Raw genomic sequence first — 13,635 nt, 5'->3', positions numbered from 1 at the left:
ACGACCGCAAGCTTCGGAATGATCTTCGGCTGAGACCAGCGCAGGATCCCTCGCAAGAGGAGATCGTCATGCCCTACGACACCGAAGACGCCCGCTGGGCCGCCTGGGAGACGCGCGATCGCGCCGCCGACGGGGCGTTCTATGTCGCCGTGCGCACCACCGGCGTCTACTGCGTGACCAGCTGCGCCGGCCGACCGCTGCGCAAGAACGTCGAATTCCATGACACCCGCGACAGCGCCCGCGCCGCCGGCTTCCGCGCCTGCCTGCGCTGCAAGCCCGACCGCGAGGCCGCGTGAATCTTGATTGGACCCGCATCGCCGCCGAACTTGACGCGCGCGGCTGGGCCTTGACCGGGCCGATCCTCAAGCCCGAGACCTGCGCCGCCATCGCCGATCTCTATCCCCAAGACGCCGGCTTCCGCAGCCGGGTGGTCATGGCCCGCCACGGCTTCGGGCGCGGCGAGTACAAGTATTTCAGCTATCCGCTGCCCGACGTCGTCCAGCGCCTACGCCAAGGCCTCTACGGCCCGCTGTCGGTGATCGCCAACGGCTGGGCCGAGCGCCTGAGCGATGAACGGCGCTTCCCCGACGCGCTGGACGAGATGCTGGCCCGCTGCCACGCGGCCGGCCAGGTGCGGCCCACGCCCCTGCTGCTGACCTACGGCCCCGGCGACTACAACTGCCTGCACCAGGACCTCTACGGCGAGCACGTGTTCCCGCTGCAGGCGGCGTTCCTGCTGGACGAGCCCGGCCGCGACTTCGAGGGCGGCGAATTCGTGCTGGTCGAGCAGCGCCCGAGACAGCAGTCCGCGCCCCAGGTCGTGCCGCTGAAGCAGGGCGAAGGCGTGATCTTCGCCGTCCGCGAACGCCCCGCCGACGGCGTGCGCGGCGTCCACCGCCGGATTCTCCGGCACGGCGTCAGCGAAGTGCGCTCAGGCCGGCGGCGGACCATGGGCGTGATCTTCCACGACGCGACCTAGCCCAGCGGCGACACGCCAAACAGCATCCGGTGTAGACCCATCACGAACACCGCCCACAGCACCGTGCCGGCGACCACCGCGATGATGTCGGCCCGCGGTTTGACCACCACCGGCGCGGGTTCGCGCCGTCCCAGGGCCGAGATCAGGTCGATGATCGCCCAGACCAGGAACGAGCCGAACAGCGCCGCCGAGGCCTGGTCGCCATTGGCCAGCAGGTGGCCGGCCGACCAGAAGATCACGCCCAGCAGCATCGGGTGGCGCACGGTGGCCTTGATCCGCCCGGTCGGGGCGTTGGCGGTCGGCATCAGCACGAAGGCCAGCCAGACCAGCAGCAAGGTGGCGTGGCGCCCCCAGGTCGGCGGGTCGTAGAGCTGCGGCGCCATCGGCCGGGCCAGGATCCAGCCCCAGATGATCAGGCCCAGCCCCACGGCCGAGATCAGCGAATAGAGCCCCTTCCAGCGGTTGGGGCTGGCCGCCACCTGCGCGTCGCGGAACGGTCCGGCCAGGATCCGCACCGAGTGGATCCCCAGAAACAACACCAAGCCCAGGATCAGAATCGTCATCGGCCCCTCCGTTCCTGCGCGAGGATAGTCACGGAACGGCGGTCCTCGAAAGCGACCGCGTCAAGTCTTGCGCGAGACTTGAATCCGGCCCGCGCGACGACAGCTATAGGGCCCGGCGACATTGACGCCCCGCCTTCCGATCGGTACCGCCCAGCCCATGATGGACTTTCCCGCCGGCCTTTCCGCCCTTTCCGACCGCTACGATGTGGTGCTCTGCGACGTGTGGGGCGTGATCCACAACGGCGTCCAGAACTTCCCCGAGGCTTGCGACGCGCTGGTGAAGTGGGGCGAGACCAAGGGCCCGGTGGTGCTGATCTCCAACTCGCCGCGCCCCTCGCCCGACGTGGTGCCGCAGCTGGACGGCCTGAACGTGCCGCGCGCGGCCTATAGCGGCTTCGTCACCTCGGGCGACGCCACCCAGGCGCTGCTGAAGGCTCAGGCGCCGGGCAAGGTCTGGAAGCTGGGCCCGCCCCGCGACGAGCCGCTCTATGCGGGCCTCGGCCTGACAGAAGGGACCTGCGAGGACGCCGACTTCATCTCCTGCACCGGCCTGTTCGACGACGAAACCGAGGTCCCTGAGGACTATCGCGACCGCCTCAAGGTCGCCGCCGACCGGGGGTTGCTGTTCATCTGCGCCAATCCCGATCGGGTCGTGCAGCGCGGCGACCGGCTGATCTTCTGCGCCGGATCCCTGGCCGATCTCTACGAGAGCCTGGGCGGCAAGGTCGTGATGGCCGGCAAGCCCTATCCCGCCATGTACGACCTGGCTCTGGAAAAGGCCGCCGTGCTGCTGGGCCGGCCGGTGGATCGCTCGCGCGTGCTGTGCGTCGGCGACGGCGTCATCACCGACGTCAAGGGCGCCCACGACCAGAAGCTGGCCTGCCTGTTCATCGCCAAGGGCATCCACGGTGAAAAGGCCGTCGGCCCCGACGGCCAGCTGATCCCCTACGCCGTCCAGGCCCTGCTCGACGCCGAGGCGGTGGGCGCGACCCACGCCATCGGCGATCTGGTCTGGTAGAGAACAAGAAAAAGGGGGCCGGGCGAATGCAGGGCAAATATCTCGAGGACCTGGAGGTCGGCCAGTCGGCCGAGCTGGTCCGCACCGTCGGCGAGGCCGACATCGTCGCCTTCGCCGACGTGACCGGCGACACCAATCCGGTGCACCTGGACGCCGAGTATGCGGCCACGACCAGCTTTGGCCAGCGCATCGCCCACGGCATGCTGTCGGCCGGCTACATCTCGGCGGTGCTGGGCACGCAGCTGCCCGGGCCGGGCGCGGTCTATCTGGCGCAATCGCTGAAGTTCAAGCGACCGGTGAAGATCGGCGACACAGTCACCGCGATCGTCACGGTCACGGAGATCAACGCCGCCAAGGCCCAGGTGACACTGTCGACCGTCTGCAAAGTCAACGGCAAGGCCGTCGTCGATGGCGAAGCCGTGGTCATGGTTCCCCGGAAGGCGGCCGCGTGATGAGCCTGAAGACCGTCAACGCCTGGAAGGACCTGCCCGCTGAGGAGCGAGGCGCGTCCGTCGCGCTCGGCAATTTCGATGGCGTGCATCGCGGCCATCAGCAGGTCGTCGCGCAGGCCGCTAAAGCCGCCCTGGCCGATCATACGCCGCTGGGCGTCATCACCTTCGACCCGCACCCGCGCCGGCTGTTCCGGCCGACCGAGCCAGCCTTCAAGCTGATGACCCACGCCCAGCAGGCCCGCGCCTTGGGCGGCCTGGGCGTCGACCTGCTGTATCTGCTGCCGTTCGACTTCGAGATGGCCAGTTTTGGCGACCGCGAATTCGTCGAGAAGGTGCTGGTCCAGGGTCTTGGCGTGAAGCACGTCGCCGCCGGCTTCGACATCTCGTTCGGTCGTGGCCGCACCGGCAGCGCCGATCTGCTGCGATCCTATGGCCAGGAATACGGTTTCACCGTCTCGATCGCCGAGCCGGTAGCGGGCAAGGACGGCGAGAAGTTCTCCTCGACCGGCGTGCGCGACGCCTTGCGCGACGGACACCCGGAGCAAGCCGCCCGCATCCTGGGCCGCCCGTTCGCCATCGAGGGCGTGGTCCGCCGCGGCCAGCAGCTGGGCCGTCAGCTGGGCTTTCCGACCGCCAATGTCGAGGTCGAGGACTATGTGGTCCCCAAGTTGGGCGTCTATGCCACCCGCACCCGACTGCCGGACGGCCGCGAAGTGCCCGGTGTGGCCAATCTCGGCAACAACCCGACCACCGGCATCGTCGAGACCCGGCTGGAGACCTGGCTGTTCGACTTCGACGAGGACCTCTACGGCCAAGTCCTGGAAACCGACCTGATCGCCTTCCTGCGTCCGGAACTGAAGTTCGACAGCCTGGAGCTGATGATCGAACAGATCCGCCGCGACGAGCAGGCGGCGCGGGCGATCGTCGCGCCGGGGTTCTGATTTCTCCTCCCGCGTTTCACGGGTGAGGAGAAAAGCTTTCCGATCTCAACCTGCGCCGTTAACCTTCCCTGACGCTGGGGTGGGGACCGCATGCTCAAGGGACGGAAATACGATCTGTTCGCCCGCGCCCGGCGGCCGGCGCGGCGGCGCGCGCACGAGATCCTGGCCTATCCGGACGGCGCGCAGTTCGTGTTCGACACCGGCCGGGCGATCGAGGTCGAGGGCGGTTACTGCGCCCTGCCCGACGGCGACTTGCTGGACGCCTATTCCAACGCCGTGGTCCGGGCGGTCGAGCGCATCGGCCCCAGCGTCGTGCGCATCCACCCGATGCTGGACGATCCGCGCTTCTCCGGCGTCGGCTCGGGCTTCGTGATCGCTGAAGGCGGGCTGATCCTGACCAACAGCCACGTGATCCAGGGCGCCAACCGCTATGTCGTGATCACCGCCGAGGGGCGCAGCTTCACCGCCCGTTGCGTCGGCGACGATCCCGACACCGACCTGGCCGTGATCAAGCTGGACGAGCCGGTCGACATCCCGCCGGCCCGGCTGGGCGACTCCAAGAAGCTGCGGCGCGGCCAGCTGGTCATCGCCATCGGCGCGCCGCTGGGCTTCGAGGCCACGGTGACCACCGGCGTGGTCTCGGCCTTGGGCCGCAGCTTGCGCGCCGAGCGCGGCCGGCTGATCGAGGACTTGATCCAGACCGACGCGGCGCTCAACCCCGGCAACAGCGGCGGGCCGCTGGTCAATTCCACCGGCGAGGTGGTCGGCATCGCCACGGCGATCATCGCCGGGACCCAAGGCCTGTGCTTCGCGGTCGCCGCCAACACCGCCCGCTTCGTGATCGCCGAGCTCCTGGCCCACGGCCACGTGCGGCGCGGCTCGATCGGCCTCGTCGCGCAACAGGCCCCGATCCCGCCGGCCCTGGCCAAAGCGACCGGCGTCACCCAGCCCTATGCGGTCTATGTCGCCAGCGTCGACGCCGGCGGCCCGGCGCTGAAGGCGGGGATCCAGGTGGGGGATCTTTTGGTAGCGGCGGGAAGCCAGGCGCTGACCGGGCTGGACGACCTGCTGCGCGCGCTGGACCACCACAGCATTGGCCGAGCAACGGACTTCCTGGTCATCCGACAAGCGCGGCTGATGACGGTGACGATCACGCCCCGGCAGCGGCGGCGGGTGGCTTAAGGCCTACTCGCCCCCTCCGCGCTTCGCGCTCCTCCCCCTGAGGGGGAAGACGGAGCACCGTCTGCCCCCTCCGGGGGCGGACGACCGCGGAGCGGTCAGGTGGGGGCAAGCACTGGCGTCTCCGCCAACCCTCTGCTATCCCGCTGGCCATGAATTTCGTTCGGAAGATTTCGCGAATTATCCGCCCGGCGTGACGCCGCCGGACGATCCTCCAGCGCGCGCCGGGTTTTCCCGCCCTCTTCCGACACCTTTCTAAAGCCGGACACCTAAAGCCATGGCCGACGACGCCACGACCGCCCGCGACTATCGCGAGACCGTCTTCCTTCCCGACACCCCGTTCCCGATGCGCGGGGGCCTGCCCAAGAAGGAACCCGAGATCCTGGAGGGCTGGGCCGCCCTCTCCGACAAGGGCCTGTACGGCGCCATCCGCGCGAAGAGACAAGCTGACGGCGCGCCGCTGTACGTGCTGCACGACGGCCCGCCCTACGCCAATGGCGCCATCCACATCGGCCACGCCCTGAACAAGACGCTGAAGGACTTCGTGGTTCGCTCGCGCTTCGCCCTCGGCTACGACGTCGACTACGTGCCCGGCTGGGACTGCCACGGCCTGCCGATCGAGTGGAAGATCGAGGAGCAATTCCGCGCCAAGGGCCGCCGCAAGGACGAGGTCCCGGCCGAGGAATTCCGCCGCGAATGCCGCGCCTATGCCGGCGGCTGGGTCGAGGCCCAGAAGACCGAGTTCCAGCGCCTGGGCGTGCTGGGCGACTGGTGGAACCGCTACGCCACCATGGACTTCACCTCGGAAGCCACGATCGTCGCCGAGTTCCACAAGTTCCTGGCCACCGGCCAGCTCTATCGCGGCTCCAAGCCGGTGATGTGGAGCCCGGTCGAGCGCACGGCCCTGGCCGACGCCGAGATCGAGTATCACGACCACGTCTCGCCCACGATCTGGGTGAAGTTCCCGGTCGTCGAGGGCTCGGACGCCGCCGTCGGCGCCAAGCTGGTGATCTGGACCACCACGCCGTGGACCATCCCGGCCAACCGCGCGGTCTCGTACAACCCCGACATCCCCTACGCCGTTTTCGAGGTGAAGGCGCTGGAGGAAGGCCTGGAGTTTGCCCCCTGGTCGGCCGTCGGCGATCGCCTGATCGTGGCCGAGAAGCTGGCCGAAGAGGTCTTCAAGGCCGCCAAGGTCGCATCGTTCGAGAAGATCGAGAACGTCGACTGCGAAGGCATGGTCCTGGCCCATCCGCTGGCGGACCTGGACAGCCACTACGGCTTCGCCGTGCCGCTGCTGGCCGGCGACCACGTGACTGACGACGCCGGTACGGGCTTCGTCCACACCGCTCCGGGCCACGGTGCCGACGACTACAATGTCTGGCTGGCCCACGGTCATCGCGAGATCCCCGACACCGTCGATCCGGACGGCGCCTACTACGCCCACGTGCCGCTGTTCGGCGGCCTGCAGGTCATCGAGACCGAGGGCAAGAAGGCTGGCAAGTTCGGGGCCGCCAACGGCGCGGTCATGGACAAATTGATTGAGGCCGGAAACCTGCTGGCGCGCGGCCGCGTCGAGCACAGCTATCCGCACAGCTGGCGCTCGAAGGCCCCGGTGATCTTCCGCAACACTCCGCAGTGGTTCATCCGCATGGACCACGCCGTCGACAGCCTGGGCGGCAAGACCCTGCGCGAAGTCGCCGTGCAGGCCATCGCCGACACCGCCTTCCACCCGGAAGCGGGCCGCAACCGCATCGGCTCGATGGTCGAGACGCGTCCCGACTGGCTGGTCAGCCGCCAGCGCAACTGGGGCACGCCTCTGGCGATGTTCGTGGACAAGCACACCGGCCATCCGCTGAACGACCCGGCCGTCAACGGCCGCATCCTGGACGCCATCCGCGAGGGCGGCGCCGACGCCTGGTTCACGACCCCCGACGCCGAGTTCCTGGGCGTGCACGATCCGGCCCAGTACGAGAAGATCACCGACATCCTGGATGTGTGGTTCGACTCGGGCTGCACCCACGCCTTCACGATCGAAGGCCGCACCGACAGCGCCTGGCCGGCCGACCTCTATCTGGAAGGCTCGGACCAGCACCGCGGCTGGTTCCAGTCGTCGCTTCTCGAAGGCTCCGGCACCCGCGGCCGCGCGCCCTACAAGGCGGTTCTCACCCACGGGTTCACCCAGGACGAGAACGGCGAGAAGATGTCCAAGTCCAAGGGCAACACCGTCGAGCCGCAGACCATCACCAAGGAAAGCGGCGCCGAGATCCTGCGTCTGTGGGCGGCGATGGTCGACTATTCGGAAGACCAGCGGATCGGCAAGACGATCCTGGCCACCACGACCGACGCCTATCGCAAGCTGCGCAACACCACGCGCTACCTACTGGGCGCCCTGGCCGGTTTCACCGAGGAAGAGCGGGTCACCGACTACGCCGACTTCCCGCCGCTGGAGAAGTACATCCTGCACCGCCTGTGGGAGCTGGATCGCGACGTCCGCGCCGCCTACGAAGCGTATCGCTTCAGCGACGTGGTCCGGCCGCTGATCGAGTTCTGCCAGGGCGACCTGTCGACCCTGTTCTTCGACATCCGCAAGGACAGCCTGTACTGCGACGCGCCCAACGCCCTACGCCGCCGCGCCTATCGCACGGTGCTGGACTATGTCTTCGAGCGCCTGACCATCTGGCTGTCGCCGCTGACCAGCTTCACCATGGAAGAGGCGTGGATGACGCGCTTCCCCGACGCCGGCTCCAACAGCCTGCGGGTGATCCCGGCCACGCCGGACGCCTGGAAGAACGACGTCGAGGCCGCCCGCTGGGCCAAGGTCGAGACCGTGATGTCGGTCGTGACCGGCGCCCTGGAAGTCGAGCGCCGCGAAAAGCGCATCGGTTCGGCCCTGGAAGCGGCTCCGGTCGTCCACGTCGCCGACGCCGACCTGCTGGCCGCCTTCGACGGCCTGGACGCCGCCGAGGTGTTCCGCACGTCGGCCGCCACGCTGGTGTCGAGCGATGCGGGCGCGTTCCGGATCGACGAGGTCAAGAGCGTGTCGGTGGACCCGAAGCTGGCCGAGGGCGCCAAGTGCGCCCGTTCGTGGCGGATCCTGCCGGAGGTGGGAACCGATGCCCGCTATCCGGAGCTTAGCCTTCGCGACGCCGAAGCTGTAGCGTACTGGGATGCGCAGCGCGGCTAGCGATTGGAAGCGTAGGACGGTTGAGCTTAAGCAGATGAAATCGATCACTCGCCTGGGCTGGACCGCCTACGCCGTCGCCGCCGCCACCGTAGTGCTGGACCAGATCTCCAAGCTCTGGGTGCTGTCGGTGCTGAGCCGCGAGCAGGGCTCGACCCTGCCGCTGCTGGGCCCGCTGCACCTGACCATGGTGCATAACTACGGCATGAGCTTTGGCCTGCTGAAGAACAGCGACTGGGGCCGCTGGCTACTGATCGGCTTTTCGATTCTGGTCGTGATCGGCCTGGCCATCTGGGCGCGCAAGGCGACCAAGCTGCTGCCGGCCCTAGGCATCGGCATGATCATTGGCGGGGCGATCGGCAACAACCTGATCGACCGGGTGCAGTACGGCTACGTCGTCGACTTCATCGACGTCTCGCGGCTCTATTTCCCCTGGGTGTTCAACGTCGCCGACTCGGGCATTTCGATCGGTGTGGCCCTGCTGCTGATCGACAGCTTCTGGTCCGAAGAGAAGAAGCTGTCCCATCAAACCGAATAGACTGGGCTGAATGACGCCGTAATCGCGTGAGACATTGGCGCCCGCGCGATGATGTCGTATCGAGAGCGTCCGAATTTCTGGGCCGGGGGTCGGCCTGCTGGAGCATGGTTTCATGAGTTTCAATCGGGTCGCGACCGTGAGCGCCCTGACCGCCGTGGCCGCGATCGGCCTGGCTGGCTGCACCTCGACCCAGAAGGCTCTGGGCATGAACAAGGTCGTGCCCGACGAATTCCGCGTCGTCAGCAAGGCCCCGCTGGTCGTTCCGCCCGACTACGCCCTGCGCCCGCCGGCGCCCGGCCAGCCGCGCCCGCAGGAACTGCAGCCTGAAAGCGCCGCCCGCGCCGCCCTGATCGGCCAGAGCAACGCTGCCGGCCGTTCGGAAGGCGAGAAGGTTCTGGTCGCCCGCGCCGGCGCCGACCGCGCCGACCCGCTGATCCGCTTCGTCGTCGACGATGAGAACGGCGATCTGGCCCACAAGGACGAGAGCTTCGCCAGCAAGGTGATGTTCTGGAAGAAGGGCCAGTCGAAGACGGACGTGACCGCCGCCGCCCAGGCCGGCGCCAACGCCCCGCTGGAAGTCGACGCCGCCGCCGAGGAAGCGCGCCTGAAGAAGCTGGTCGGCTCGAACGGCGTGGTCATCAGCCGCGAAAAGAAGGGCGGCATCAAGCTGCCGGGCCTCTAGGCCTCTTCACGCGACAAGACAATCGAACGGCCCGGAAGCGATGCTTCCGGGCCGTTTTCGTTTTTTACCCGTCACCCGGCGTGCGCACCGTGATCCCGCGCGCCCGCAGCTTTTCCAGCACCCCGCCCTCGGCGACCAGGCCTCGGATCGGATAGAGCGCCACCGCATGGCCGGGCGTCTTCAGTAAGGCGATTAGGGCCTCGACCTCGTCGTCCACCGACTGGCGGCGCGCATCGGCCACGCCCGGCAGCAACAGTTCGCACCGCTCGGCGCTACGCGGCGCAGCCAGGGACGCCCGCACCTGCCCGACCGCCCAAGCCTGGGCGGCTGCGCGCTGCGCGCCAGGTCCGGCGTCAATGGCGTCCAGGCTTTCGGTCAGGCAGGTCAGGCCGGCCTCGTCACTGTGCTGGCGCGCGATGGATTTCAGCATCGGCATGGCCTTGTGGACCTCCGCTGGGCGCACCTTCACGCGATGCTTGCTGGCCAGTTTCCGCACGGTCTTCGCCGGTTCGGCGGCCTGCAGATCCGATCGTTCCATCGCCTTGCCACCCAACTGCAGGGCGATCATCACCGGCTTCCAGTCCTTCCAGCCGTCGGGATCCTTGCGATCGACCGCCGCCCAGGCGCGCTCTGTGCGCGTCGCAAGCTCTGGCGCGCGCCGGGCCCAGGCCTCGTCGCCTTTCATGGCCTTGCGCAACTTCAGCAGGGCCGGAATGTCGGTGACGCCAGCCCGCCAGGCCGCAGCGGTCACCACCGCAAAGGCGCCGTCCAGGCGACGGTCCAGCACCGACGTATCCCAGGCCATGCCCTTGGGCAGAGCGCCGGGCGTCCCCAGGATGTAGATCGTCGTGTCGGCATCCGACACTCGCCACCAGGCCGGGCCCGGCAGCCTGGCGCTGACCACCAGAGCCTCGACTACATTGGCCTGAGGATCATCGATGACCTGGGCCTGGGCCGCGCTCGCGGCGGCGCCCAGCATCAGGACCAGACCGGTCAAGGTCGCACGCATCTCGGATATCCCCCTGTGATCACGTGCGACCTTGGCGGCGCGATGCGGCGTAAGCTTGACCTTATTCAGGCGCAGTTACGGTGAAGCCCTGGGCGCGCAAGCGGTCCAGCACCCCGTCCTGAGCCAGCAGCGAGCGCAGCTCGATCACCGCCACGGCCTTGCCCGGCGTCTTCAGCGCCTTGGCGATGGCGTCCACGGCATCGTCGCGGCCCTCGCGCAGCTCGCGGGCGATCGACGGCGTGGAGTCAAGGCACCTCTGGAAGCCGCGGTCGGCTGCGACCACATCGCGCACCTGCCCCTCGGCCCAGCGCTGGGCCATAGCCTTGACGCCGCCCTGACCGCTCTCGGCCTGACGCAGGCCCGCGTCCAGGCACAGCTCCTGAAGCGGCTTGGGCGCGCCCGCCAAGGCCTTGATCGCGTCGACCAGGCTGTAGTCGGGCAGGTTCTGGATCCGCGGGCGCTGTTTCAGGTCACGGCTCTTGGCGATGTCGCGGATACGCTCGGTGACGCCGCCCACGCTGATCGAGACGCTGCCGTCCTGGCTGTTGGCGACCAGGAAGCCGGCGAAGGCGGGCTTGACGTCGTCCATGGCCTCCGGCCGCTCCTTCATCACCTTCAACCGCGCCTCCAACCGCTCGCGCAGGTCGGCCGGCAGGGTCTGGCGCATCGGCTTGTCCATCACGAACAGCTTGCGGCCGCCCATCGCCAGGGCGACCAGGCGCAGCACGCCGACATCGGCCTCCTGGCCCATGATCAGGACATTGGCCCCGTCCAGGCGGCGGCGCAGCACCGACTCGTCGGCCCGGGTGCTGGACGGCACCATGGCCGGCACGCCCAGGACATAGACCGTGGTGTCGGCGTCGCTGACCTTCCACCAGGCCGGCCCCGGCAGGCGGGCGTTGACGATCAGCTCCTCGACCAAGTTGGCGTTGGGGTCGACGCGAGTGAGCTCTACGGGCGCCTGAGCCTGGGCCGAACCCGCGAGCAGCAACGAAAGCGCCAGGCCGGCAGCGGCGAAACGGGTCGGCGTCACTATGTGTCTTCCTCGAACGGCGGCGGAATCGAGCTAGGATGTCGCTCCCCTTGTCGTTGGCCGATCGCGGTTCGCCCGGTCAACTTAAGGAGTTGCAATGTCGATCCGCCGGGTCGGCCTGCCTCGTGAAAGTCCGCTTGATGCCCATCCGCCGCCTGCCGCCCGAGACCGTCAACCGCATCGCCGCCGGCGAGGTGGTCGAGCGCCCGGCCAGCGCCATCAAGGAGCTGGTCGACAACGCCATCGACGCCGGCGCCACGCGGATCGAGGTCGAGGCTCACGGCGGGGGCCTGACCCGCATCCTGGTGGCCGACGACGGCATGGGCCTGTCGGCCGAGGAACTGCCAGTCGCCATCGAGCGTCACGCCACCTCCAAGCTGGCCCCCGACGAGGACGGCCTGTGGGACCTGCTGCGCATCCACACCATGGGCTTCCGGGGCGAGGCCCTGCCGTCGATCGGCTCGGTGGCGCGGCTGCAGATCTCCTCGCGCGCCAGGGGTGAGAAGGACGCCTTCTCGATCCTGGTCGAGGGCGGTCAGGTCGGCGATGTCGCCCCCGCCGCCTTCCCCGGCCCGCATGGCGCACGGATCGAGGTGCGCGACCTCTTCTACGCCACGCCCGCGCGCCTGAAGTTCATGAAGTCCGAGCGCGCCGAGGCGCTGGCGATCACCGACGAGATCAAGCGCCAGGCCATGGCCAACGAAAGCGTCGGCTTCTCGCTGGACATCGACGGCCGCAAGATCCTGCGCCTGCCGGCCGAGCATCCAGGCCCGCAAGGCCGTCTGGCGCGCCTGGCCGCCGTACTGGGCCGCGACTTCCAGGACAACGCCCTGGAGATCGACCAGACCCGCGACGGCGTGCGGCTGTCGGGCTTTGCAGGCCTGCCGACCTACAACCGCGGCAACGCCGCCCACCAGTACCTGTTCGTCAATGGCCGGCCGGTGCGCGACCGCCTGCTGACCGGCGCCCTGCGCGCGGCCTATGCGGATTTCCTGGCTCGGGACCGTCACCCGACCGCGGCCCTGTACGTGACGCTCGAGCCGACCGAGGTCGACGTCAACGTCCACCCCGCCAAGGCCGAGGTCCGCTTCCGCGATCCGGCCCTGGTGCGCGGCCTGATCGTCGGGGCCCTGCGCCACGCCCTGGCCGGGGCCGGCCACCGCGCCTCGACCACCGTCGCCAACCAGGCCCTGGACAGCATCCGCGCCCAGCAGAGCCCGTTCCCCGGCTATCAGCCCAGCCATTACCAGCCGGGCCCCTCCCCCGCCGGCTTCTCGGCCTGGCGCGAAGGCGGATGGACGCCGCCGACCCAGCGGCCCATGGACCTGCCAGGCCTGAATGAGGTTTCGGCGCGCGTCGAACCGAGCTTCGGTGGTGAGCTCGCCGAGGTGGTGCGCGAGGCCTACTCGTCGGTGGCGTTCGAGGAGCGCCCGGCCCAGGATTACGCCCACGCCGCGCCGTTCGATCCGATCGACTTCCCGCTGGGCGCGGCCCGGGCCCAGGTGCACGAGACCTATATCGTCTCCCAGACCCGCGACGGCATGGTCATCGTCGACCAGCACGCCGCCCACGAGCGCCTCGTTTATGAGCGCATGAAGGGCGAGATGGCCGCCGGCGGCGTCGCCCGCCAGACCCTGCTGCTGCCCGAGGTGGTCGACCTGGATCCGGCCGAGGCCGAACGCGTCATCGCCCGCTCCGAGGAACTGGCCAGCCTGGGCCTGGTCATCGAGAGCTTCGGCCCCGGCGCGGTGCTGGTGCGCGAGACGCCCGCCCTGCTGGGCAAGACTGACGCCGGCGCCCTGATCCGCGATATCGCCGACGACCTGGCCGAGAACGGTCAGGCCCTGGCGCTGAAGGAACGGCTGGAAGAGGTCTGCTCGACCATGGCCTGCCACGGCAGCGTCCGCGCCGGCCGCCGCCTGAACGGCGTCGAGATGAACGCCTTGCTGCGCGAGATGGAAGCCACGCCCCACTCAGGCCAGTGCAACCACGGCCGCCCGACCTATGTCGAGCTGAAGCTGTCGGACATCGAGAAGCTGTTCGGGCGACGCTAGGCC

Annotated in this window: 13 protein-coding genes; 10 read left to right on the top strand and 3 right to left on the bottom strand. The window is 68.9% G+C overall.

Annotated elements, in window-relative coordinates:
* The first annotated feature begins 68 nt into the window (after positions 1 to 68).
* Together ABDW31_RS20400 and ABDW31_RS20395 are read left to right on the top strand one after the other, a co-directional pair.
* Positions 69 to 296, top strand: a complete 228-nt coding sequence (locus ABDW31_RS20400) for an Ada metal-binding domain-containing protein (protein ID WP_184722699.1) — start codon at positions 69 to 71, stop codon at positions 294 to 296.
* On the top strand, positions 293 to 979 hold the full coding sequence (locus tag ABDW31_RS20395; protein ID WP_184722701.1) for a 2OG-Fe(II) oxygenase: 687 nt from the start codon (positions 293 to 295) through the stop codon (positions 977 to 979). The genes ABDW31_RS20400 and ABDW31_RS20395 overlap by 4 nt, the downstream gene beginning before the upstream one ends.
* On the opposite strand, the gene ABDW31_RS20390 is transcribed toward ABDW31_RS20395, so the two are convergent.
* Positions 976 to 1,542: an NnrU family protein gene (locus ABDW31_RS20390; protein WP_184722703.1), complete on the bottom strand. Its 567-nt coding sequence runs from the start codon at positions 1,540 to 1,542 to the stop codon at positions 976 to 978. The genes ABDW31_RS20395 and ABDW31_RS20390 overlap by 4 nt on opposite strands.
* Before the next feature lie 157 nt (positions 1,543 to 1,699).
* On the opposite strand from ABDW31_RS20390, the gene ABDW31_RS20385 reads away from it, so the two are divergent.
* From ABDW31_RS20385 to ABDW31_RS20355, 7 genes are all read left to right on the top strand, one after another.
* The gene (locus tag ABDW31_RS20385; RefSeq protein WP_184722706.1) at positions 1,700 to 2,560 is read left to right on the top strand and encodes a TIGR01459 family HAD-type hydrolase; all 861 of its coding nucleotides are present in this window, start codon (positions 1,700 to 1,702) and stop codon (positions 2,558 to 2,560) included.
* A 26-nt stretch (positions 2,561 to 2,586) separates the two neighbouring features.
* On the top strand, positions 2,587 to 3,012 hold the full coding sequence (locus ABDW31_RS20380; protein ID WP_184722709.1) for a MaoC family dehydratase: 426 nt from the start codon (positions 2,587 to 2,589) through the stop codon (positions 3,010 to 3,012).
* Positions 3,012 to 3,953, top strand: a complete 942-nt coding sequence (locus ABDW31_RS20375; protein ID WP_184722712.1) for a bifunctional riboflavin kinase/FAD synthetase — start codon at positions 3,012 to 3,014, stop codon at positions 3,951 to 3,953. Before ABDW31_RS20380 ends, ABDW31_RS20375 begins: the two co-directional genes overlap by 1 nt.
* Before the next feature lie 90 nt (positions 3,954 to 4,043).
* On the top strand, positions 4,044 to 5,135 hold the full coding sequence (locus tag ABDW31_RS20370) for a trypsin-like peptidase domain-containing protein (protein WP_184722715.1): 1,092 nt from the start codon (positions 4,044 to 4,046) through the stop codon (positions 5,133 to 5,135).
* 274 nt (positions 5,136 to 5,409) lie between these two features.
* Complete coding sequence (gene ileS / locus ABDW31_RS20365; RefSeq protein WP_184722718.1) at positions 5,410 to 8,319, top strand: isoleucine--tRNA ligase; 2,910 nt, start codon at positions 5,410 to 5,412, stop codon at positions 8,317 to 8,319.
* 34 nt (positions 8,320 to 8,353) lie between these two features.
* The gene (gene lspA / locus ABDW31_RS20360) at positions 8,354 to 8,854 is read left to right on the top strand and encodes a signal peptidase II (protein WP_184722721.1); all 501 of its coding nucleotides are present in this window, start codon (positions 8,354 to 8,356) and stop codon (positions 8,852 to 8,854) included.
* 112 nt (positions 8,855 to 8,966) lie between these two features.
* Complete coding sequence (locus tag ABDW31_RS20355) at positions 8,967 to 9,536, top strand: DUF3035 domain-containing protein (protein WP_184722724.1); 570 nt, start codon at positions 8,967 to 8,969, stop codon at positions 9,534 to 9,536.
* A gap of 64 nt (positions 9,537 to 9,600) precedes the next feature.
* Here ABDW31_RS20355 and ABDW31_RS20350 read toward each other — a convergent pair whose 3' ends face one another.
* Together ABDW31_RS20350 and ABDW31_RS20345 are read right to left on the bottom strand one after the other, a co-directional pair.
* Complete coding sequence (locus ABDW31_RS20350) at positions 9,601 to 10,545, bottom strand: TraB/GumN family protein (protein ID WP_184722727.1); 945 nt, start codon at positions 10,543 to 10,545, stop codon at positions 9,601 to 9,603.
* A 61-nt stretch (positions 10,546 to 10,606) separates the two neighbouring features.
* Complete coding sequence (locus ABDW31_RS20345) at positions 10,607 to 11,578, bottom strand: TraB/GumN family protein (RefSeq protein ID WP_184722729.1); 972 nt, start codon at positions 11,576 to 11,578, stop codon at positions 10,607 to 10,609.
* Between the two features lie 140 nt (positions 11,579 to 11,718).
* Between ABDW31_RS20345 and mutL the strand changes: the two genes are divergently transcribed.
* Entirely contained in the window at positions 11,719 to 13,632 is a 1,914-nt protein-coding gene (mutL, locus tag ABDW31_RS20340) for a DNA mismatch repair endonuclease MutL (RefSeq protein WP_184722731.1), read from the top strand.
* Positions 13,633 to 13,635 lie beyond the last annotated feature (3 nt).

This window comes from Caulobacter sp. (assembly GCF_039596335.1).
Classification (GTDB): domain Bacteria; phylum Pseudomonadota; class Alphaproteobacteria; order Caulobacterales; family Caulobacteraceae; genus Caulobacter.
This window is presented reverse-complemented; position numbering and strand designations above follow the sequence as displayed.

Coding starts and splice junctions, on each gene's coding strand:
- ABDW31_RS20355 (WP_184722724.1), top strand. CDS start 8,967: ATGAGTTTCAATCGGGTCGCGACCGTGAGCGCCCTGACCGCCGTGGCC.
- ABDW31_RS20350 (WP_184722727.1), bottom strand. CDS start 10,545: ATGCGTGCGACCTTGACCGGTCTGGTCCTGATGCTGGGCGCCGCCGCG.
- ABDW31_RS20400 (WP_184722699.1), top strand. CDS start 69: ATGCCCTACGACACCGAAGACGCCCGCTGGGCCGCCTGGGAGACGCGC.
- lspA (WP_184722721.1), top strand. CDS start 8,354: ATGAAATCGATCACTCGCCTGGGCTGGACCGCCTACGCCGTCGCCGCC.
- ABDW31_RS20370 (WP_184722715.1), top strand. CDS start 4,044: ATGCTCAAGGGACGGAAATACGATCTGTTCGCCCGCGCCCGGCGGCCG.
- mutL (WP_184722731.1), top strand. CDS start 11,719: ATGCCCATCCGCCGCCTGCCGCCCGAGACCGTCAACCGCATCGCCGCC.
- ABDW31_RS20380 (WP_184722709.1), top strand. CDS start 2,587: ATGCAGGGCAAATATCTCGAGGACCTGGAGGTCGGCCAGTCGGCCGAG.
- ABDW31_RS20375 (WP_184722712.1), top strand. CDS start 3,012: ATGAGCCTGAAGACCGTCAACGCCTGGAAGGACCTGCCCGCTGAGGAG.
- ileS (WP_184722718.1), top strand. CDS start 5,410: ATGGCCGACGACGCCACGACCGCCCGCGACTATCGCGAGACCGTCTTC.
- ABDW31_RS20390 (WP_184722703.1), bottom strand. CDS start 1,542: ATGACGATTCTGATCCTGGGCTTGGTGTTGTTTCTGGGGATCCACTCG.
- ABDW31_RS20385 (WP_184722706.1), top strand. CDS start 1,700: ATGATGGACTTTCCCGCCGGCCTTTCCGCCCTTTCCGACCGCTACGAT.